General features: G+C 55.4%; 19 protein-coding genes. 7 read left to right on the top strand and 12 right to left on the bottom strand.

Annotation, left to right across the window (positions count from 1 at the left end):
- Positions 1-8: 8 nt before the first annotated feature.
- Genes QKW35_RS09590 through QKW35_RS09570 form a run of 5 tightly spaced genes read right to left on the bottom strand, consistent with a single transcriptional unit; the run spans position 9 to position 4492 of the window.
- On the bottom strand, positions 9-755 hold the full coding sequence (locus tag QKW35_RS09590) for a glycosyltransferase family 2 protein (protein ID WP_282352644.1): 747 nt from the start codon (positions 753-755) through the stop codon (positions 9-11).
- Positions 752-1501 carry a polysaccharide deacetylase family protein gene (locus QKW35_RS09585; protein WP_282352641.1) on the bottom strand — a complete coding sequence of 250 codons (750 nt, stop codon included), beginning with the start codon at positions 1499-1501 and terminating at the stop codon, positions 752-754. Before QKW35_RS09585 ends, QKW35_RS09590 begins: the two co-directional genes overlap by 4 nt.
- Before the next feature lie 5 nt (positions 1502-1506).
- The gene (locus QKW35_RS09580; protein WP_282352829.1) at positions 1507-2496 is read right to left on the bottom strand and encodes a glycosyltransferase; all 990 of its coding nucleotides are present in this window, start codon (positions 2494-2496) and stop codon (positions 1507-1509) included.
- A 5-nt stretch (positions 2497-2501) separates the two neighbouring features.
- A complete protein-coding gene (locus tag QKW35_RS09575) occupies positions 2502-3602 on the bottom strand; it encodes a glycosyltransferase family 4 protein (RefSeq protein WP_282352639.1) in 1101 nt (366 codons plus the stop codon).
- Positions 3599-4492, bottom strand: coding sequence for a mitochondrial fission ELM1 family protein (locus QKW35_RS09570; RefSeq protein ID WP_282352636.1), 894 nt, complete (start codon positions 4490-4492; stop codon positions 3599-3601). Before QKW35_RS09570 ends, QKW35_RS09575 begins: the two co-directional genes overlap by 4 nt.
- Before the next feature lie 257 nt (positions 4493-4749).
- Between QKW35_RS09570 and QKW35_RS09565 the strand changes: the two genes are divergently transcribed.
- Positions 4750-5745: a branched-chain amino acid aminotransferase gene (locus QKW35_RS09565; protein ID WP_282352632.1), complete on the top strand. Its 996-nt coding sequence runs from the start codon at positions 4750-4752 to the stop codon at positions 5743-5745.
- Positions 5746-5843: 98 nt separating this feature from the next.
- Here QKW35_RS09565 and glnE read toward each other — a convergent pair whose 3' ends face one another.
- Both glnE and QKW35_RS09555 read right to left on the bottom strand, forming a co-directional pair.
- Positions 5844-8744, bottom strand: a complete 2901-nt coding sequence (gene glnE / locus QKW35_RS09560; RefSeq protein ID WP_282352828.1) for a bifunctional [glutamate--ammonia ligase]-adenylyl-L-tyrosine phosphorylase/[glutamate--ammonia-ligase] adenylyltransferase — start codon at positions 8742-8744, stop codon at positions 5844-5846.
- 144 nt (positions 8745-8888) lie between these two features.
- Positions 8889-10016, bottom strand: a complete 1128-nt coding sequence (locus QKW35_RS09555; RefSeq protein WP_282352630.1) for a CYTH domain-containing protein — start codon at positions 10014-10016, stop codon at positions 8889-8891.
- Positions 10017-10363: 347 nt separating this feature from the next.
- Between QKW35_RS09555 and QKW35_RS09550 the strand changes: the two genes are divergently transcribed.
- The 6 genes from QKW35_RS09550 (at position 10364) to QKW35_RS09525 (ending at position 17173) form a co-directional block, all read left to right on the top strand.
- The gene (locus tag QKW35_RS09550) at positions 10364-11044 is read left to right on the top strand and encodes a TIGR00153 family protein (RefSeq protein WP_282352628.1); all 681 of its coding nucleotides are present in this window, start codon (positions 10364-10366) and stop codon (positions 11042-11044) included.
- A gap of 27 nt (positions 11045-11071) precedes the next feature.
- Entirely contained in the window at positions 11072-12337 is a 1266-nt protein-coding gene (locus tag QKW35_RS09545; RefSeq protein WP_282352626.1) for an inorganic phosphate transporter, read from the top strand.
- Positions 12338-12548: 211 nt separating this feature from the next.
- A complete protein-coding gene (argE, locus tag QKW35_RS09540; protein WP_282352624.1) occupies positions 12549-13703 on the top strand; it encodes an acetylornithine deacetylase in 1155 nt (384 codons plus the stop codon).
- Positions 13700-15037, top strand: coding sequence for an amino-acid N-acetyltransferase (gene argA / locus QKW35_RS09535; RefSeq protein ID WP_282352623.1), 1338 nt, complete (start codon positions 13700-13702; stop codon positions 15035-15037). Before argE ends, argA begins: the two co-directional genes overlap by 4 nt.
- 79 nt (positions 15038-15116) lie before the next feature.
- A complete protein-coding gene (locus QKW35_RS09530; RefSeq protein WP_282352622.1) occupies positions 15117-16157 on the top strand; it encodes a YjgN family protein in 1041 nt (346 codons plus the stop codon).
- Positions 16157-17173, top strand: coding sequence for a M48 family metallopeptidase (locus tag QKW35_RS09525; protein ID WP_282352826.1), 1017 nt, complete (start codon positions 16157-16159; stop codon positions 17171-17173). The genes QKW35_RS09530 and QKW35_RS09525 overlap by 1 nt, the downstream gene beginning before the upstream one ends.
- A gap of 20 nt (positions 17174-17193) precedes the next feature.
- Here the strand turns inward: QKW35_RS09525 and QKW35_RS09520 are convergent, their stop codons facing one another.
- From QKW35_RS09520 to QKW35_RS09500, 5 genes are all read right to left on the bottom strand, one after another.
- Positions 17194-18591 carry an ATP-binding protein gene (locus QKW35_RS09520; RefSeq protein ID WP_282352621.1) on the bottom strand — a complete coding sequence of 466 codons (1398 nt, stop codon included), beginning with the start codon at positions 18589-18591 and terminating at the stop codon, positions 17194-17196.
- Entirely contained in the window at positions 18588-19277 is a 690-nt protein-coding gene (locus tag QKW35_RS09515; protein WP_282352619.1) for a response regulator transcription factor, read from the bottom strand. Before QKW35_RS09515 ends, QKW35_RS09520 begins: the two co-directional genes overlap by 4 nt.
- Positions 19278-19299: 22 nt before the next feature.
- The gene (locus QKW35_RS09510; RefSeq protein ID WP_282352616.1) at positions 19300-19611 is read right to left on the bottom strand and encodes a PepSY domain-containing protein; all 312 of its coding nucleotides are present in this window, start codon (positions 19609-19611) and stop codon (positions 19300-19302) included.
- Between the two features lie 22 nt (positions 19612-19633).
- Entirely contained in the window at positions 19634-20191 is a 558-nt protein-coding gene (locus QKW35_RS09505; RefSeq protein WP_282352615.1) for a glycine zipper 2TM domain-containing protein, read from the bottom strand.
- A 140-nt stretch (positions 20192-20331) separates the two neighbouring features.
- Complete coding sequence (locus QKW35_RS09500) at positions 20332-20526, bottom strand: YgaP family membrane protein (protein ID WP_282352614.1); 195 nt, start codon at positions 20524-20526, stop codon at positions 20332-20334.
- Positions 20527-20541 lie beyond the last annotated feature (15 nt).

Below are 20541 nucleotides of genomic sequence, written 5' to 3'. Positions count from 1 at the left end.
ACAAGGCTCTACTTGTCTCGCCCCTTCAACTCCAACTCATACAGCTTCGCTTCCTTCAAAAACGCATAAAACGCATTGATCATGCTGCCAATAAAGCCCCGACGACCGTTGTAACAGTTGCGCCGCAGGAAGTATGACTTCAGGAAGGTCACCGGCATTACCAACAACAATTTCGCCAAGCTGCTTTTCTTGCCCTTATCGAACTTATCCAGTGCTTTACCAGAAGAATAGCGATTGATCTTGTCGACCTTCACCTCAACCGACACTTCTCCGTAGTGGTTAATCGCTCCGTCCAGCTCGACGATGTTGCCCTTCACAATCGGGCTTTCATGGAAACGCTCTTTCCCGTATGCCCCCTGGCTCTGGCGGAAGAATCGAATGTGGCGATTCTTTTTGGTCTTGGCGTGGACCGCTTTGCCGATAAAGTGTTCCTGGATTGGGATGTTCGCGCCGCTCACATTCGCCTGCTTCGCAACCTCAAAGATCTGCGCACGCAATGTATCTGTCAGCTCTTCATCTGCATCCAGGTTCAGTACCCAATCGTGCTTACACAGACTCTTGGCGTACTCTTTCTGTTCCGCCATGCCGGCCCACTCGTGAAAAAAGAGGCGATCGGTGTAGTTAGCTGCCAGCTCCATGGTACGGTCGGTGCTGCCGCTATCCACAACGACAATATCGTCGAAGTCGCGCACACTTTTCAGCACGCGTTCAATATTGTGTTCTTCGTTTTTAACTACCAGATAAACACTGATCATACGCGGTAACGACCCCGGGTAATGGCTAGATGGAACTGAAGTGAGTTAGTACTCCCCAACACGGAAATACGCTTGATGCGGAACGGATCAGTGACCTGCTCGATCCCTTTTTTCACACTAACCGCGCTGCTTAGTCCAGCTTTCTTAACCTGTTCGACCGTCTCATCGTTAAATCGACCAAACGGGTAGGCGAAGGCTTTGCATGCGAGCCCTGTGAGCTGCTCAACGACTGCTTTTGACTCGTTAATCTCTGCAAACGCCACACCAGATTCAGCCTTATCCAGGTTCACATGGTGCATGGTGTGGGCGCCGAACTCCACCAATCCGGAGTCTCGCATATGGATAATCTGATGTTGGTCCAGACGCTCTATGCCCTCAATGTCAGGAGCAAGATAGATAGTTGCTTTTGCATTGTGACGCTTCAGGACCGGAAACATTTCGGTGAAGTTGTCCCGAAAGCCGTCGTCAAAGGTCAGTACAACGGCCTTGCCGGTGGACTTGGCTTCGAGCAGTTCTGAAATAGTGTAAAACTTATACCCGTTTTTATTCAGATACTGCAGCTGAGTCTCGAAAGCCTCTGGGCTAACCACCAGATCCGGAGCAATGCCCTCCACCGATCTGTTGATGCTGTGATACATCAGTACCCTCGGATAATTCTCATCTACTTTCGGTCGCCACCAGTTGTAATGCGCCGACAGGTAAAGAGCGATCAGCAGAAACGCGATGATCGCGATTGCAATCCACATCTGATTCAGTTCCTTTGCTCAGTCAAACGCGAGCGGTAATATTCAATATAACGGTCTGCAACCGAGGGCATCTCAAACTGACTTGCCTGTTCGCTCACAAACGCATTGTAACTGCCCTGCATCTGGTCATATTCAGCAGCCACTTGCTGCAGCTTATCAGCTAACTGCCCCTCTTTGACCAGCAGCGCATCCGGCAACAATTCGGGCGCGGCCCCCACCTCGGTAGAGATAAACAGATTTGCATAAAACAGCGCTTCCACCATCACCAAGCTGAAGCCTTCACTGCGCGAAGCGATCACAACCAGGTGCTTCTGCGTCATCCTTTGCGCCACATCACTTTGATGGCCCAATAGTTTGACCCTGTCTGCCAGATCCAGCTCTTTGATCAAGCCTTCCAACTCACCACGCTGCGGCCCATCACCAACAATATCAAGCGTACAATCGATACCAGACGCCGCAACCTCACGAATCAACCAGTCAAATCGCTTGATTGGATCCAACCGCCCCACCGCCAGTATCGACAGCGCACCGCCCTGTTTAACCGGCTTTAGCGTTGTATCACGCTGCACACCGTTATAAATCACAGTCGCCGGCTGCCTGATCGAATCAGCCACCTTGCCGGAAACGGCTGTCACATGAGCCAGACCGTTAAACACCTTCCCTTTACGTGAATTGTGCTTCGTCGCTACTTGCCGCAACGACGTCAATTTGGACAAGCGCAGAATGATCTTGGACGCCTTTGCTCCGTGGGAATGGACAACATCAGGCTGTTCAGACTTCACAATACTGCGCAGCTGTAGATACAACCGCGGATCGTACCACTCTTCACTGCTGGTCAGCTCTTGGATACGCACCTTCTCGGACAGGCGCTTCAGCCAGAGGCTGCCTCTAAACGCGGCGACGACAACATCAATTCCCTGCCTCGCCAGTTCGTTACTGAGATCAGCAACGACCTTTTCAGCCCCACCATCCAGGCTGGAGGCGATAAACATCATCACCTTCACGCGCACAGTTCCTCATACACAGCCAGGGTCTTGTCCAGCATGGTGGTTTTCAGGAACACTTGATTACCTTCCGGTCGCACTCCTGATTCCAGGACATCACTGACTGTTTGCACCAACCGATCCGCATCTTTCAGCGGCGTTTTTCCCTGAGGGTACAATGCGGTGAGGATCTCACCCACACCACCGTGATCATAACCCACCACCGGCACCCCCTGACCAATCGCTTCTGCCACCGTGCGACCAAAAGACTCCGGCTTAGTGGACAAGGACAGCACTAGGTCCGAAACGGAGTAGATATCACGGATATCCGAACGCGTACCGGTAAACGTAATGTGCTCGCTTAAGCCTTCGTCATTCACCCGGCTGTACAGTTCTTCTGCATACGCTTTGCGTTTCGCATCTTCACCACCTACGATCAGAGCGTGTACCGGCATTCCTTGGGCAACCAGCACCTTTATCAAATCGATCAGATCGTTGTGGCCTTTGAGGCGGGTCAGACGCCCAGCCAAGGTGATAACCTTTTTACCTTCAAGCTGCGGGAAGTCTGCACGCCATTGCGCTAACCACTCTTCCGAAGCCTGATAGCCCAGCGGGAACTCCTGTGGATCGATGCCACGGTACACTAACCGCACATTACCCATATCCGTTTCCGGATAGTTGTCGCGTATATAGGCTTCGACGGTTTTGGACACGGCGATCACCCGTTCTCCTTTGCACATGACACCGCTGTATTTGGAGACGGAATAAAGCCCATGTACAGTAGTTACCAAACGCGGTCGGTCGCTTGGATTCATTCCCCTCCAGGCAAACCAAGCCACCCAGGCAGGAAGGCGGGAACGCACGTGCAGGATGTCGGGCTTTTCCTGTTTCAGCCAACGGCGAAGCGACCAGATATGGCGGAAGGTCCAGAGCGATTTGGTACCCAAATCCCAGGTCACGTGACGGGATCCTTCGGCTTCCAGTTGCTCGACCATACGGCCACCTGCCGAGATCACGATTGACTCGTGGCCACGCCTCACCAGCGCTTGTGCGACCTCCAGCGTACCACGTTCAACGCCACCACCGTCCAGATCCGGCAATAACTGTACAACCTTCATGACAACAACCTCGTACGGACCAGTTCTGCGCAGCGCTCTGCTTCGTTAAATGGGATTTCAGGCAAAGGCAACGTGCGACTTTCCTGCCAGCGACTAAACGGCGTGACCTTGTGATCATCAATCAACAGCTGCAACCCGCGGGTAATACGATTGCTCGCCTTCGGTGGAAGTTCCAAAATGCCTACGGCAGATCCGGCGGTGAGCGATTCAAACACCATCGATACGCTATCCCCACTCACCCAACACTGCGCCATTTGAGGCAGATGCTCCCCCAACCAACCAGGACCGGTCTGTTCGAAGGGTACAACTTCCAGGTCCGGTAACCCTGCCTGCTGTAACAACGGTAAGAAACTCTCCGGCGTGCGGCGTGATGTGGTCAGTAACCAGGGCGTTGAGCCATCTACGACCACTTTGAGCTGATCCACCACACGCTGGTCATCCCAGCCAAAATGCTTGGATGGGCCACCAATCAGGATCATACCTTTAGCACCAGCACCGGACTGACGTTCGGCCAATGGCTGCATCCGGTTCAGCGCCCCATCGGTCAGCACCACATTTGTGCGTTCACCCGGCTCGTCGTGTTTCGGAATCAGACAGAGATCAAACCACCCCATCGGCAACGACGGCTTCATCATCAACACCGCAGGTGCACCCGTCGCACGCTTATAGGCCAGTAAACTCAGATGCGTGCTATGCCCCGCGCCTATCAACAGGTCGGGCTGACCATCCACACCACCCAGACACAGCAACTTTAGCGCTGCGGCTCGGCTCAATGCGGGTTTGGTTTCAATGTGCACATTGGGGATCTGGCGCTGCAGCGCCTCCGCCAGTCCGAGACTTTGGTTCAGATGTCCCGGTTTTCCATCACTGATAATCCAGATCTGTGTCAAAGCGGACCTGCTTGGCAAATAGTGGGGCTGGGATTGGTTACAGCGGCGCTGCGACCGTTTTCATTGCGGCAATCATACTAAAATCCCCACAAAACACCCAGTAATCGCACTGGACGTAACGATTTTCTGCATCTGGGAATTCCATTTTTTGCCAAGATGCTTAAAATCAACAGGCTTGGGCGAGAACCGCTAAGTTTCTCCCGTTCCGATTCATCTGGAACGTTTTCACCTAACCCGCTTTTAGTAGGACGCTTCACATGACAGCATTTGGTTCCGTGTTTATGCCAGAAATGGCAATTTCCTGGTTTGATGGCTCTAACTGGAGCGAGACCGAAGTCGTCTCCAGCGACAGCATCCAGTTGCACCCAGGCGCCCATGTGTTGCACTACTCCAGCACCTGCTTTGAAGGGCTGAAAGCGTTCCGCCATAAAGATGGTTCCATCAAGATCTTCCGGATGGACAAAAACGTTGAGCGTTTTGCCCAGAGTTCCCAGTTGCTGGGCCTGCCGGAGATCAACAAAGACGTCACGGCGAAGATGATCCGCGACATCGTAGCTCGCTTCACAGATGAAGTACCGGAAGCGCCGGGCTCCATGTACATCCGCCCGACCCACTTTGGCACTGAACCTGCAATCGGTAAAGCCGCGGTGCCTTCCCTGACGTCCTGCCAGTATGTTCTGCTGTCTCCGGTGGGCGACTACTTTGCCGGCGGCGATAAGGCCCTGCGCCTGCTGATCGAAGACCAGAACATGCGTTGCCCACCACACATGGGCATGGTTAAGAGCGGTGGTAACTACGCCGCAGCCCTGCAGCCAATCATGCACGCGCGCGCTGAAGTCCAGGCAGACCAGGTGCTGTTCTGCCCGAATGGCGACGTACAGGAAACCGGCGCAGCGAACTTCCTGCTGATCGACGGCAATGAATTGATCACTAAAGCACTGGATGCCAGCTTCCTACACGGTGTAACCCGTGACTCCATCCTGACCATCGCCCGTGATATGGGTATGGACGTGCAGGAGCGCGAGCTGACCGTAGACGAGCTGCTGGAACGCGCGAAGAAACCAGGCTGCGAAGCTGCATTGTCCGGTACCGCGGCAGTACTGGCACCGGTTGGCACCCTGATCCACCACGGACAGGAGATCGACGTAGGCAACGGCGGTATCGGCGAGACCACGGTAAAACTGCGTACCGCGCTGAACGCAATCCAGTGGGGCGAAGCCGAAGATACCCACGGCTGGCTGACCAGCGTTTAATTCCCTCAATTCAAACATTTTTGCCTGAACCCAAGGGCTGAGATATAAAAAAGCCAGACGTAAGTCTGGCTTTTTTGTTTTTGGAGAAGCACTACTGATCAGCCCAACAATCGGTCCCAGCTGGCCGCCACCAGTTCGCGGCTGTCGAGCAGTTCATCACCGCTGATCTCGTTGGAACGCCCCTGCAGCGTCAGACTGTGCCCCACAGAGCGGAACTCAATGTAAGCCTCGCGCAATTGTTGCGCCTCCTCGGCAGGCATCAGCCCACAGGTCTCCACACCTTCGAGGATCCGGATATTGTCGGTGAACTCGGTGAGGGACGGGTATTTATGGGCATTTGCCAACACGCAGTACTGGGTCATAAACTCGATATCGACAATGCCGCCGCGATCCTGCTTAAGGTGGAACACCGGATTCTCAGTATTCTCGGTGTTCTTGCTGCCCAGGTGGTCACGCATCTTCTGGCGCATTTCCACCACCTCTTTCTTCAGCTCGGTTCTGTCGCGCTCTGCCGATAGAATCTCAGCACGTACCGCTTCAAATTCCTGCTGCAGTTTAGGATCACCTGCCACCACACGGGCACGCACCAAAGCCTGATGCTCCCAGGTCCAGGCCTCTTTCTGCTGGTAGTCGGTAAACGCCTTCAGCGAACTGACCAGCAACCCGGAGTTACCGGACGGACGCAGGCGCATATCCACTTCGTACAACTGACCGGACGGTGTGAAGGTGTTGAGGATATGAATAATGCGCTGCCCCAGACGGGTGAAGAACACCGAGTTGGCAATCTGCTTGTCGCCGTCGGTGAACAGGTTCGGGTCGGCATTGTGGATAAACACCAGATCCAGGTCGGAGCCGTAGGAAAGCTCGATACCGCCCACTTTGCCGTAACCGATAATGATGAAGTTCGGATCGCACGGTACACCCTGCGATTGCATCGGTACGCCGTGCTTCTCAGACAGGTTACGCCAGGCGATGTCCAACACCACATTTAAGATGGCCTCTGCAGTCCAGGTGAGGTAGTCACTCACTTTCATCAGAGGCAATGCACCGGTGATCTCAGATGCGGCCACACGCAGGGTGACTGCATTCTTGAAGTAACGCAGCGCTTCCATCAACTGCTCGGTATCCTCCTCGGGGATGCGCAGCAGTTGCTGACGCAGTTCGTTACGGATCTGCTCCTTATCCGGTGGGGTATACAGGGTACGCTGATCAATCAGCTCGTCCAGCAGGATCGGCTGTTTTGCCAGTTGCTCGGAGAACCAGGCACTGGCCGAGCAAAGACGTACCAGCTGCCTCAGGGCCCCCGGATTCTCCGCCAACAACACCAGGTATGCGGAGCGGCGCAGAACGGCGCTTACCAGCTTCAATACACGGGCGAGGGTTTCAGAAGCGTTATCGGTGTGCGAGACCTGTTCCAGCAACGCCGGCAGTACGGCCCGCAGACGCTCCAGGCCAATTTGCTGCAACATCACTACAGTACGCGATTGACGCAGGTCCACCAGTTGTTTGTAGGCGGCGTCTGCGTCGTCGAAACCGGCTTCGCTCAGGTAAGACAGCGCTTGCTCATCCTCCAGCGTGCCGTCCCAGAGTTCAAGCCACTCGGCGGAGTGATCGTCTTCCTGTTCCTCATCTTGCTCGGCCGGGGCAACAACATCAGCAAAGTGACGACGCACATCGGCGCGGTGCATTTCCAGCCGGCTGTAGAAACTGTCCCAATCCTCAAAGCCCATGCTGAACGCCAGTCGCAACTGCTCCGTTGTATCCATTGGCAGTTCCTGAGTCTGGCGGTCCGCTACCGCCTGGATCGCATGCTCAGCATTACGCAGGAACTCGTACGCCCTCATCAAATCGTCAACGGCTTCCTCGGGCATTCCCACGGAATCGGGCAGTACTGGCAGGATGTTGCACAGTTCTCGCTGTTGCAGGCGGCTATCACGGCCACCACGGATCAGTTGGAACGCCTGAGCAATAAACTCCACCTCTCGGATACCGCCAGAGCCGAGTTTTACGTTCTGCTCACGGCCTTTGCGTCGCACTTCGCGATTGATCATCTCCTTCATATCGCGCAGGGACTCAAATGCACTGAAGTCGATGTATTTGCGGTATACAAATGGACGCAGGCGCGCCATGAGTTCAGCACCGGCCTCTTTATCACCGGCCACCACTCGCGCCTTGATCATGGCGTAACGCTCCCAGTCGCGCCCCTGCTCCTGATAGTAAAGTTCCATCGCGTCGAAGCTGGCCGCCAGCGGTGACGCTGAGCCAAACGGACGCAGGCGCATATCCACACGGAACACAAAACCGTCGACAGTCATGTTGTCCAACGCCTGAATCAGCTTTTTACCCAAGCGGATAAAGAAATCCTGATTCTCCAGGCACTTTTTCTCACCGTCGGTCTGACCGTTTTCCGGGAAACAGAAGATCAGATCGATATCTGAGCTGAGGTTCAGCTCGTACGCACCCAGCTTGCCCATCCCCAGCACGACCAGGCGCTGCGGTTCACGCTCGCCATTAGCACCAATGCCCTGTGGCGTACCAAAACGCTCACACGCGGAACCATAAAGCCAGTTCAGTGCACCATCGATACAGGCGTCAGCCATATTGGAAAGGTCACGGGTGGTTTCGCGCATATCCGCCCGTCGGGTCAGGTCACGCCAGATGATGCGCACCTGTTCACGGTTACGGAACTGACGCAACACGCGGTGCAGGGTATTCTCATCCTCCACCGCTGCCAGACGATTATTCAGTTCAGTGTGGTAGTAATCATCGTCATAACTGCGTAACAGATCGTCTCCGCTCAGCAGATCCTGCAGCAATACCGGAGAGCGACTCAGCTGATCCGTCACAAAATCACTGCCGACAACCACGCGCGCCAGATCGGCCAACAATTCCGGGGCGATCCCTTCAACCTCGTTTAATTTATCTCCGATTCTCTGCCAGTTCTGTTGCAATAGCGGGTGGAGGGGCTCGATAACCAGGTCGGTATTGGGTGTGTACATGTTCCGTGTGCTCTCCAGTATGGGCTCTATCAGGTCAACGCCCGGTGTCATCTGCAGATCCGGTGCTTAGAAAGGGTGCGCTGAACACACCGGATATGCACCCAGCCTACCAGAGTTCGACAGGCCGGGTCATGAGCTTCGTCATCAGTTTAGCGGCAGCTGTGCTCGCGCCTGATGCTCTTCGGTCCAGCGTTCGCGCCAGCTCAGCGAAACCAGTTGATGGGCTATTTTCAGAGCGATCTGCCCCAACCCTACCGTTTGCAACAACACCAACATACGGTCTTCGGCACGCTTCTGCGCTTCCGCCTGCCATGCCTTTCCGTTTCCGGCCATCAGGCCAGCGGTACGGTGCCAGGCATCCACATCACGCAGTTGGCGGATCAGTTTGGTGAGCAGCTGGTCCAGATCACCTTCTGGATCGGCGGGAATGATGTCACTGAAGCTCTCGTACAAACCGCCGATGTTGCGCAGGGATTCCAGCGCAGCGGTCACATATTTCCAGTCACGGGTGAACTGCCAGGCTTCCAGATACTGAGGCCACAACATCAGTTCGTGCTGCAACATCTGGCAAAACGCCAGCTCCATCGTCGCCTCGTCCATAAAGCTGATCTCTGGTTCACGCACCTGATAAGCTTCTGGATTGCAGAGACGGTAGCCTCGCTGTGCCTTGCTGATATCGGAGCTCAGCAGCGGTATCTGTTTGCCCAGTTCCAGGGCCACCTCAAACAATCGCGCCGGGTTGCCATCCATCAGCTCAAGCTCAAGTTCGCAGATATCATCGTGTCTGCGTTCATCACCCTCTCCTACCCAAGCCTGCCCCTGGTCCAGCGCGATCTCGATCAGCAGGCGTTCACCGGCCACATCCACACTGTCGTAGATCCAGGTGTTGCGTACAAAATCGGTGGCAAATACAGGCTTGATCTTCGCGTGCAGTTCAGGGCTGTTCAGAGACTCCGGCCACTCGGCCTGCTGAAGTAACTCGAAGTTCAGCTCGGGGGTATCCACATACCATTCCCACTCACCACGCTGGTGCAGCCCGCCTTCAGCAACGCCACTGGTTTTCAGGGTCTGAATGAAGCGTCCCTCTTTCTCGCGAATACGCAATGCGACCCGGGCCTGGGTCAGGTCCTGTTCTGGCGTATCAAAATAAATGTTCGTTAACGCCTTAGCGCCCTGATCAACCACCTGAGAAGATTTAAACAACGGTTGCTGCTTCAGGGATTCAATGTGGTGTCGGCTGACACTCAGTTTCAACTCAATTTCTTTCGCCATAACACTGCAGTTTCCTTCTACTTCAAACCACAGTCTAACCCAGCTCTCAGGGAAGGTGCGAATAAGACGCCGAAGCGGGCTGCCGCCTCTGAAGCGCAGATCCACAAATCACGGCCCGCAGTTAACCGCCATGTGCATGCACCAGCGACAACACAATAAATAGCGGGTTACGTAGATGCCGGTTAGTCACTTGAAGGATGCGACACATGTTCACGTGCGCCCCGGAAAAACCAGACACATGTCAGCCTAATGACTGAATGATGAATTTTTCGTGTATATACATTTACAAACTTATGACAGGCCACTTTATACTGCGCGCAAATTTTGACCCACACAGGTTTACTCATATGGTAACCAATAACCCTATCCTGCAGATGTTTGCGCGTTCTCCGTTTAAACCGATGCAGGAACACATTGCAAAAGCACAGGAGTGTGCGTCCGAACTGATCCCGTTCTTTGAAGCCGTGAATAATTCCGACTGGGAAGAAGCGGAAAAAGTACAGCACCGTATCGCGGTTCTGGAAGGCGAGGCTGATGCGATGAAAAAGGACGTGCGTCAACACCTGCCAAACAGCATCTTCCTGCCGGTACCACGCAGCGATCTGCTTGAACTACTGCGTATGCAGGACAAAATTGCTAACCGCGCCAAGGACATCGCAGGCCTGATGTTGGGCCGCAAGATGGAAATCCCGGCTCAGATCCAGACCCAGATGAATGACTTCGTTCGTGGTGCACTGAGCACCTCCGAGCAGGCACTGGTTGCCCTGAACGAACTGGACGAATTGCTGACAAGCGGTTTCAGCGGTCACGAAGTTGACCTGGTCGAGAAAATGATCGGTGAACTGGATGACCTGGAACACCACACCGACGAACTGCAGCGCAACATCCGTTTCGAGCTGTTCCAGATCGAAAAAGATCTGCCGCCAATCGACGCAATGTTCCTGTATCAGATTATTTACTGGATCGGCGATCTGGCCGATCGTGCCCAGCAGGTAGGCAGCCGACTGCAGCTGCTTATGGCTCGCTAATTCTTAAATTTATCGGAAGTAGTCCTCATGGAAATTCTCGCTCAGTACGGTGACACCATTGTCATCCTTGCGTGTATTTTTGGTTTCTTTATGGCCTGGGGTGTAGGTGCGAACGATGTCGCAAATGCCATGGGCACATCAGTAGGGTCCAAAGCGCTGACCCTGAAACAGGCGATCATCATCGCCATCGTATTCGAATTTGCCGGTGCATACCTGGCCGGTGGTGCGGTAACCGCAACCATCCGCAAAGGCATTATCGATCCCGCCCTGCTGTCCGGTACGCCGGAACTGCTGGTGTTCGGTATGATGGCTGCTCTGCTGGCTGCAGGAACCTGGCTGTTGATTGCGACTCACTTCGGCTGGCCGGTATCCACTACTCACTCTATCGTAGGTGCAATCGTAGGCTTCGCGGCAGTAGGTATCTCGGTTGACGCCGTCAACTGGGGCAAAGTAACCAAGATTGTTGCAAGCTGGGTGGTGTCGCCCGTCACGGCCGGTTTCATCGCCTTCTTCCTGTTCCGCAGCGTACAGAAGCTGATTCTGGATACCGAAGACCCGTTCAAAAACGCCAAGAAGTATATCCCTTACTACATCTTTATGGTGGGCTTCATCATCGCTATGGTGACCTTCACCAAGGGTCTGAAGCATGTGGGTCTGCACCTGAGCTGGGGGCAGAGCGCGATGATCTCCGTCGTGATCGGTTTCATCACCATGTTCATCGGCATCGTGATGCAGAAGAAAATCACTCCAAACCCGGATGCGGATCGCAACTACCACTTCTCCAGCGTTGAGAAACTATTCGGTATCCTGATGATGTTTACTGCCTGCGCGATGGCCTTTGCGCACGGCTCCAACGACGTTGCGAACGCCGTAGGTCCGCTGGCGGCGATTGTTGGCGTAGTAGCAGCGGGCGGCGAAGTCGTTCAGAAATCTGCGATGCCTGCCTGGATTCTGTTGCTGGGTGGCGGCGGTATTGTGCTGGGTCTGGTGACTTACGGTCACAAGGTAATCGCGACCGTGGGTAACAATATCACTGAACTGACCCCTAGCCGTGGTTTTGCTGCGACACTGGCGGCAGCGACGACCGTCGTCGTTGCATCCGGTACCGGTCTGCCAATCTCCACCACGCACACTCTGGTCGGTGCGGTTCTGGGTGTGGGTATCGCCCGAGGTATGGCAGCACTGAACCTGCGCGTTGTGGGTACCATCTTCGTATCCTGGATTGTGACACTGCCTGCAGGCGCCGGTCTGGCGATCATGTTCTTCTTTATGTTCAAGGGCATGTTCGGCTAAGGCTCTGCTGATCTCTGCGAGGGGTGCAATGCACCCCTCGTGCTTCTTCCCGCAGCCCCCTTCCTCTTTTAATATTTCTCCGCGTCCTTTCCACCTCTACAACTTTCCCTAGCCTGGCATAGACCCTTGTCGTCATTGGTAGCACAATAGAAAGATCATGCCGTGTGTGCTGTCGCGGTCCCGGTCATATAACAAGAAGAACGGAGACTCTATGACCTCCCCTACCTGCCCTGATATCGTCACCATGCTGGCCGAATTGATCGCCTCTCCTTCAGTCAGCTGCACCAACCCCAGCCTCGACCAAAGCAATCTGGACGTGATCGAAAAGCTGGAGAACTGGCTCTCAGACCTGGGCTTCAAAACGGAAGTCATGCCGATCCCCGGTGCCGAGAATAAAGCCAACCTGATTGCTACACTGGGCAGCGGCCCCGGCGGCCTGGTATTGTCCGGCCACACCGATACCGTGCCTTACAACGACGAACTCTGGGCAAGTGATCCGTTCCGCCTGACCGAACGGGACAACCGTTTCTACGGCCTCGGCACCTGCGACATGAAAGGCTTCTTCCCGCTGGCGATTGCCGCCGCGAAAAAGTTTATCGACCAGCCCCTGCAGCAACCGCTGATTATCCTGGCGACGGCGGATGAAGAGAGCTCCATGAACGGCGCACGCGCCCTGGCTGAAGCGGGCAAACCGAAAGCCCGTTACGCGGTGATTGGCGAGCCAACCGGCCTGCGGCCCGTCTATATGCACAAGGGTATGATGATGGAGTCGGTGCGGATCACCGGTAGCTCTGGCCACTCGTCTGATCCTTCCCTGGGCCACAACGCTCTGGAAGCGATGCACTCGGTTCTGGGGACTCTGATCGACTTCCGCAAAGAGCTGCAGTCCAGCTATCAGAACAGTGACTTTGCCGTGAGCGTGCCCACTCTCAACCTGGGTTGTATACACGGCGGCGACAACCCAAACCGCATCTGCGGCCAGTGTGAGCTGGAGTATGACCTGCGTCCATTACCCGGTATGAATATCGATAACCTGCGCGAAACCATAGCACAGCGGGTTAAACCACTGGAGGAACAGTTTGGCGTAAAGATCAGCGCCGAATCCCTGTTCCCGGGTATCCCGCCGTTCCAGAACGACGCCAGCTCGGAGCTGGTACAAACCGCCGAAAAGCTCACCGGTTACACCGCCCAGAGTGTCGCCTTTGGTACCGAAGCCCCGTTCCTGCAGGGCATGGGCATGGATACCATCGTTATGGGGCCGGGCTCCATCGATCAGGCACACCAGCCGGACGAGTATTTGGCTTTTGACCAGATTAAGCCTACAGTAGCGATATTAGAGCAAATGATTGCCAAGTACTGCCTGTGATAAACGATATAAAACAATACGTTAACTGGTTCCGTCACTCCTCTCCCTACATTAATGCGCACCGCGGAAAAGTGTTCGTACTGATGTTGGGAGGTGAAGCGGTTGCCGATCCCAATTTTGACTACATCGTGCACGACATCGCCCTGCTCAACAGCCTGGGTGTGCGCATGGTGCTGGTACATGGCTCCCGTCCCCAGATCGAAGCCCGTTTATCCCAGCAGAATCTGCAGCCCCGTCTGCATCATCACCGCCGTGTAACCGACGAGGAAACCCTGCGCTGCGTGATCGAAGCGGCGGCATCCGTGCGTACCGAGATCGAAGCCCGTCTGTCGATGGGTCTGTCCAATACACCGATGCACGGCGCCCAGATCCGAGTGGTCTCCGGCAACTTTATGACCGCGCGGCCAGTGGGTGTTCACGACGGTGTGGACCTGCGCTACACCGGCGAGGTACGCCGGATTGACTCCGAAGCAATCAACCACCACCTCAACAGTGGCAACATCGTATTGCTCTCCCATCTGGGGTATTCACCTACCGGAGAGATTTTTAACCTGGCGACCGAAGATGTCGCCACCCGGGCTGCAACGTCTCTCAACGCGGACAAACTGCTACTGTTTGGCGCCGACCGGGGGGTGTTTGACAGCAAAAATGAACTGCGTAGCGAACTGCTGACCCGCACTGCCGAGCGCCTGGTAAGCAACTACCTGGCCGGTCTCGACCAGACAGACGAACCACATACCGAACTGTCCCGCCATCTATACGCTGCGGTTCAGGCCTGTCGCGGCGGAGTAAACCGCTGCCACCTGATCAGCTATCAGGAAGACGGGGCGCTGCTGACTGAACTGTTCACCCGCGAGGGTTCCGGCACCATGGTGCTGCAGGAATCCTACGAACAGATCCGTCAGGCAACCATCGAGGATGTAGGCGGCTTGCTTGAAATGATCCAACCATTGGAGGAACAGGGTGTACTGGTGCGTCGTTCCCGCGAGCTGCTGGAAAGCGAGATTGATCGCTTTACCCTGATCGAACGCGACGGAGCCATCATTGGCTGTGCCGCCCTCTACCCGTTCAAGCAGGACAAAGTCGGTGAACTGGCCTGTGTGGTGATCGATCCTGAATACCGCGGTGGCGACCGTGGTGATATGTTGTTGCAGGCAGTGGAAGCGCAGGCACGCCAGATCGGACTGGAGCAGCTGTTTGTGCTCACCACCCGAACCGCCCACTGGTTTATGGAGCGTGGATTTAAGGAGCAGGCCGTTGATGCCCTGCCAACCGAGAAAAAATCGCTCTATAACCTGCAGCGCAACTCCAAGGTGTTTGCTAAGCCTCTATAATAATTTGGCGTGTCCGTTCGGGCACGCCCTTCCATGGCCACAGGAATCGGCCTAAAACCATGCTCAAGGATCCCAAGATATGACCGAGCCCGTTGATAACCACACCACACCAACCCCAATGGCCGCAGAGCCCAAACCGAATCCGGTGGACTTTCAGTTTCACGGTAAAGCGGGCGAATTCTTCCGTATCTGGATCGTCAATATCTGCCTGACCATCATCACCCTCGGCATTTACTCTGCCTGGGCGAAGGTACGTACCAACCAGTATTTTTACGGACACACTTCGCTCGGCGATTCCCGCTTTGAATACACCGCCCAGCCGATGCAGATCCTCAAGGGCCGCATCATTGCCTTTGGCGCCTTTATGCTCTATCAGCTTATCGTGAGCATTATGCCAATCCTGTCACTGCCGATCCTGCTTGCCTTTGCTCTGGTGATGCCGTGGATCATCGTACGCTCGATGATGTTCCGCCACTTCAACACCCGCTACCGTAACATCCGTCTTGGTTTTACCGGCAACTATGTGGATGCATTAATCGCCTATGTGGCCCTGCCTGTAGGCAGTGCCCTGACCTTGGGTTTGCTTTACCCTTATGCCGCCTGCCGTCAGCAGCGCTGGCTGGTGAACAACAGCCGTTTTGGCGAAACCCCATTTTCGGCGCAACTAAAAGCAGGCGCGTTCTATTCGATCTATCTGGCAGGTCTCTTCCTGCTGATCTCCACCGGTATCCTGTTCTTTATGGTGGAAGCTGCAGTACCAACCATGTTGCCGATTATTCCGCTGATCCTGATGCCGTTCTACTACCTGGTGTACGCCTACATCAAAGTTCATGTCACCAACTACACGGTGAACAACGCCCGGCTGGGCGATCACCGGTTCGAAAGCCGCATGAAAACCCTGCCCTATCTTTGGATCTTCTTCAGCAATGTGCTCGCGATTGTCCTGACCCTGGGACTGGCGACACCTTGGGCGATGATCCGTGTTGCGCGCTACCGCGCCGACTGCACCACAGCCCAGGTTGCCGGTGATCTGGACCAGTTCGTTCAGGTACAGCAGGATCAGCAGAACGCCCTGGGTGAAGAGCTGGGCGACGTGCTGGATCTGGAGTTTGGCGTGTGATGCAGCTGGAAGCCTACTTTTACGACGGTCAGACCTCCAGGCGTACACAGTGCGTGCTGGAGATCGATACGGCAGGACGTTTTGTCCTGCCCAAAGGCCTCAGCTGGAGCTGGCAGCAGGTGGAGGTCAGCGCCCGGATCGGTGATACCGCGCGCTTTCTCGACCTGCCGGACGGCTCCCGCCTGGAGTCGGGCCAGAACGATCTGATCGACCAATTGTGTACCCTATACCATCCTCAACCCCGCTCCCAAGGTATGCTTCATATCCTGGAAAGCCGCCTGCGCTACGTAGCGGTCGCCGTGGTAATTACCATATTGGCAATCTGGTGGTTTATTGCCGACGGCGTGCCAGCGCTGTCCAACCAGGTCGCGCAACGATTGCCGGCCGAGATCACCCAGGAACTGGGCGCGGAAACTCTCACCTTCTTTGAAAAAGCGCGTATCTTTGGCCCCAGCCAGCTATCGGACGAGCAACAAGCGACGATCCGTACCCGCTTCCAGACCCTGGTGGCGGAGCAGCCTTCCGGCTTTAAATACAAGCTTCATTTCCGGGACGCAGGACATACCATTGGCGCCAACGCTCTGGCACTGCCCTCGGGGGATATTCTGATCACCGATCAGTTAATTGAACTGGCCGAGCATCCCGACGCAATTCTGGGGGTTCTGGCCCATGAAGTAGGGCATGTGGAACACCGCCACAGCCTGCGCATGATTCTGCAAAGCAGCACGTACCCATTGATTGTCACGGCGGTAACCGGCGACACCAGCCTGGCCACCACCGTCCTGGCGGCATTACCTACCATGATGATCGAAGCGCACTACTCGCGGGATTTCGAGGAGGAGGCGGACCTTTTTGCCAAGGCTTATATGACCCGCCATGGTATCGACAGCACACATCTGGGGCGCTTGCTCGCCGCGATGGAATCTGCCGCAAACGGCAATGGCCAAGCGGGCTGGCTCAGCTCCCATCCGGCCACCGACGAACGGGTCAAACTGCTGGAACAGGCGCAGGAATAGAACTTTTTAACAGGTCTGGATCAGCTCATAGCGACGCTGCCACCCGGCAGCGTCACCTTAAACAGTGCACCACCCAGATCCGATTCTGCCACTTCCAGCTGTCCGTCGTAGGAGCTAATAATATCCACTGCAACCGACAGGCCGATCCCCTGCCCCTGGATCGATGTATCCAGACGTGCACCACGCTCCAGAATGATCTGGCGCGCTTCCGGACTCACGCCGGGGCCATCGTCGGCGATGTGGATTTGAAGGCTATCTCCCTTCAGAGTGGCATTGATAGCCACCTGAGAATCCCCATATTTGTAGGCGTTCTCCAACAGGTTACCCAGCACCTCCATCAGATCCCGCTCGTCACCGGCAAAACCCAGATCCGCACTGACTATAGCTTCGGAGCAAACACCTTTGTCACGATAGACCTTATCCAAGGCAGTGAGCATACGTTCCACCAGCGGTTTCACCACCACCGCCTGGGCCAGCACACGGCCCTGTGACTTCACTGCACGAGAGAGTTGGTACTGCACAATCTGATCCATACGCGCGACCTGCTCGTCGACCACATTGCCGTACTGTTCCAGTGTCTGCTGCTCTTCACGTGCGCCACGCATCACTGCCAACGGGGTTTTTAGGCTGTGGGCCAGATCACCCAGGGTATTGCGATAGCGTTCGCGTTGCTGACGTTCACTCTCAATCAGGCGATTGAGGTTGTCCGTGACCGGTTGCACCTCGGTCGGATACCGACCGGTGAGGCTTTCCGCTTCCCCCTGTTCAATCTGTTTCAGGTCCCGGGCCAGCCCTTTCAGCGGCTGGATCCCCCAGCGCATGATCAGCACCTGTGCCACCAACGCGATCACCAGTACCGCCATAAGCCACATGGCCAACTGGGTCGAGTACGCTGCCAGCGCTTTTTTTACCGCCTGATCGGACTCCATCACGGAAAAGGTCATCGCCTGCTCACGACCATTCTGCTCCCAGACCACACTGAAGCTATAGCGATACAAGCCGGCATCCGCGTGATGTAAAAACTGTGAGGCACCGGGCGTAAATACGCTGGGCAGAGGAGGGGCGTAGCGCAGCTGATCCTCGGGCAACAGACGGGAGGAGGGGGAGCGCCAGAGCAGCTTGCCGTTGGCATTGTGGATAACACCGTACAGACCGGAACCGATCTGTGCATAACGGGGTTCTTGTAACGACTGGGGCAGTACAGCAAGCTGTTCGCCTAACTCGATACTGCCCAACAACAGGTAGACCTGCAGCTGCAGCCGCTCGTTTACGGCCACCTCCTGGCTGCTGTGATAGGCATTCTTCAGAGCGATACCGGCCAGCAGCATCACCAGTGGCAGCACCAGCGCCGAGGCGACCAGCAGTCGCCCCTGGATCGAACGGAACAGTTTGGAGCGCAGAGACCGGAGTGCGATCATCCCTCTTTCTGTTCCGGTTTCAGATCAAAGCGGTAACCCATACCACGCACCGTGGTAATTGGTTGTAGATCCTGATCCGGATCCAGCTTCTGGCGCAAGCGACGGATAAAGACCTCCAGCACGTTACTGTCGCGGTCGTAGTCCTGATGGTAGAGGTGCTCGGTCAGTTCGGTCTTGGAAACCGTTTTACCCGCATGCAGCACCAGGTACTCAAAGGTTTTGTACTCGTAGCTGGTCAGGGACACCGGCTCGTCATGGCGATACACGACCCGCCCGCTGGTATCGATGCGCAACGGGCCAAACTCAAACACCGGCTTGGCGTGTCCGGCAGCACGGCGCAGCAGCGCGTTCAGGCGTGCCGCCAGCTCCTCCATATGGAAGGGTTTAACCACGTAATCGTCGGCACCGGCTTCCAGCCCTTCCACCTTGTCCTGCCAGTCTCCACGGGCAGTCAGGATAATGATTGGAAACTTCTTCTCCTCGGCACGCCAGCGCTTGATCACCTCCACACCGGATAACTTCGGCAAACCCAGATCGACAATCGCCAGGTCGTAGGGGTACTCGCGTCCGAGATAGAGCGCCTCTTCGCCGTCTTCACAATCCTCAACTGTGTAACCACGCCCCTCCATCGCCCGTACCAGTTGGCGACGCAGATCCGGTTCATCCTCAACAATCAGCAGTTTCATATCATGTCCTCAATCAGGCTATTCAGGGGCTCATCAGCTGTCCGCTGCTGGCATCCACCAGAAATTCACGGATTCGCCCGTCGTTCATCATACGAATCCGGTAGCCTGCTTTTCCTTTTATGCTGACGGGTTCTGCTTTTAATACCCGCCCGCCGTACTGTTTTTTCACCTGTGCGACCGCCTGCTGCAGGCTGACCGAACTGGCGGCGACTTCAATCTGGGTAACAGGGTTGGCTGCGGGCTGTGCGGATACCGCCGGACTGAACGCTAATGCTGCGCTCACACCCAACACTCCCAGCGCAGTCGCCGCTGAAAAACCAAACTGTCTGAACATTGCCAACCCCTCAAGCTGAAACTCAGTGGACGGGTGTTACGTCCACCCGTACTTTAATCCGCTTACCCGGATGTCGGTGTGTCCGGGTCTGGAACTCCTGACCGTGGTAGCGATAGGTCACATGGTATCCTGAAACCTGCTCATGATACTCCACATCATGGGTGACCGCGCAACGCTGCTCATCACGATAGCTTACATTGTAGCCGCCACCACGGGGACGGTTAATATCGTGTGCGATCGAAGCACCAATCGCCGCACCGATCACCGCCTGTACCTTCTTGTTAGTCTTATTGTGGCCAACCGCGTTCCCTATCGCACCGCCAATCAGCCCGCCGATCAGTTCATCGGTGTACGAATCGTTGCGATAATGACGCGGCTGTTCGTAGGCCACCCGTTCGCTCCAGCAACTCTCGCGTGGAATGCTACGTTCAACACGCTGGTAGATCGGTTCGACATGCACAACGCGGGCATAATCATAGTCCTTGTGATGTTTATGGTGTCCGTTTCCACGGTGACCGGCTTCGGCCTGGGTCACAAACAGCCCTGCGCTGAGCAGGGTGGTCAGTAGCAGCTTTTTCATAACGTCACTCCGCCCCTTCGGGATCGTTTTAAGAATGACCTCAGGGTACGTGGCACCGTCTGAATCTTTACTGAATCGAAAAAAAACGCCGCACGAACTGTGCAGCGTTTTTTAGAATCGGGAGAATTATCGTTTTGTCGTTAGCTATCGCAGCGTTTACAGGTACTGACACCCAACACTTTGTACAACGGGCACCAGCCAATCAAAGCAATCAGAATTACCGGTACGCCAATCCAACCCCAGGCAGTCTGTGGACCGACGAAAACCAGCGCAATCAGGACCAGTCCAACCAGGACACGGATAATTTTGTCGAGGTTACCAATATTCTTTTCCATGACGATCTCCTAACG

Origin of the sequence: Pontibacterium granulatum, from assembly GCF_029961155.1 — a bacterium.
Taxonomy (GTDB): domain Bacteria; phylum Pseudomonadota; class Gammaproteobacteria; order Pseudomonadales; family Balneatricaceae; genus Pontibacterium; species Pontibacterium granulatum.
Note: the sequence above shows the minus strand (reverse complement) of the source record. Positions and strands in the feature narration are given on the sequence as shown.

Bases quoted from the DNA above. Each gene is read 5' to 3' on its own strand.
- QKW35_RS09520 (WP_282352621.1), bottom strand. From the start codon at position 18,591: ATGATCGCACTCCGGTCTCTGCGCTCCAAACTGTTCCGTTCGATCCAG.
- argE (WP_282352624.1), top strand. From the start codon at position 12,549: ATGACCTCCCCTACCTGCCCTGATATCGTCACCATGCTGGCCGAATTG.
- QKW35_RS09500 (WP_282352614.1), bottom strand. From the start codon at position 20,526: ATGGAAAAGAATATTGGTAACCTCGACAAAATTATCCGTGTCCTGGTT.
- QKW35_RS09550 (WP_282352628.1), top strand. From the start codon at position 10,364: ATGGTAACCAATAACCCTATCCTGCAGATGTTTGCGCGTTCTCCGTTT.
- QKW35_RS09575 (WP_282352639.1), bottom strand. From the start codon at position 3,602: ATGAAGGTTGTACAGTTATTGCCGGATCTGGACGGTGGTGGCGTTGAA.
- QKW35_RS09545 (WP_282352626.1), top strand. From the start codon at position 11,072: ATGGAAATTCTCGCTCAGTACGGTGACACCATTGTCATCCTTGCGTGT.
- QKW35_RS09555 (WP_282352630.1), bottom strand. From the start codon at position 10,016: ATGGCGAAAGAAATTGAGTTGAAACTGAGTGTCAGCCGACACCACATT.
- QKW35_RS09525 (WP_282352826.1), top strand. From the start codon at position 16,157: ATGCAGCTGGAAGCCTACTTTTACGACGGTCAGACCTCCAGGCGTACA.
- QKW35_RS09530 (WP_282352622.1), top strand. From the start codon at position 15,117: ATGACCGAGCCCGTTGATAACCACACCACACCAACCCCAATGGCCGCA.
- QKW35_RS09515 (WP_282352619.1), bottom strand. From the start codon at position 19,277: ATGAAACTGCTGATTGTTGAGGATGAACCGGATCTGCGTCGCCAACTG.
- QKW35_RS09505 (WP_282352615.1), bottom strand. From the start codon at position 20,191: ATGAAAAAGCTGCTACTGACCACCCTGCTCAGCGCAGGGCTGTTTGTG.
- QKW35_RS09565 (WP_282352632.1), top strand. From the start codon at position 4,750: ATGACAGCATTTGGTTCCGTGTTTATGCCAGAAATGGCAATTTCCTGG.
- glnE (WP_282352828.1), bottom strand. From the start codon at position 8,744: ATGTACACACCCAATACCGACCTGGTTATCGAGCCCCTCCACCCGCTA.
- QKW35_RS09585 (WP_282352641.1), bottom strand. From the start codon at position 1,501: ATGTGGATTGCAATCGCGATCATCGCGTTTCTGCTGATCGCTCTTTAC.
- QKW35_RS09590 (WP_282352644.1), bottom strand. From the start codon at position 755: ATGATCAGTGTTTATCTGGTAGTTAAAAACGAAGAACACAATATTGAA.
- QKW35_RS09510 (WP_282352616.1), bottom strand. From the start codon at position 19,611: ATGTTCAGACAGTTTGGTTTTTCAGCGGCGACTGCGCTGGGAGTGTTG.
- QKW35_RS09580 (WP_282352829.1), bottom strand. From the start codon at position 2,496: ATGATGTTTATCGCCTCCAGCCTGGATGGTGGGGCTGAAAAGGTCGTT.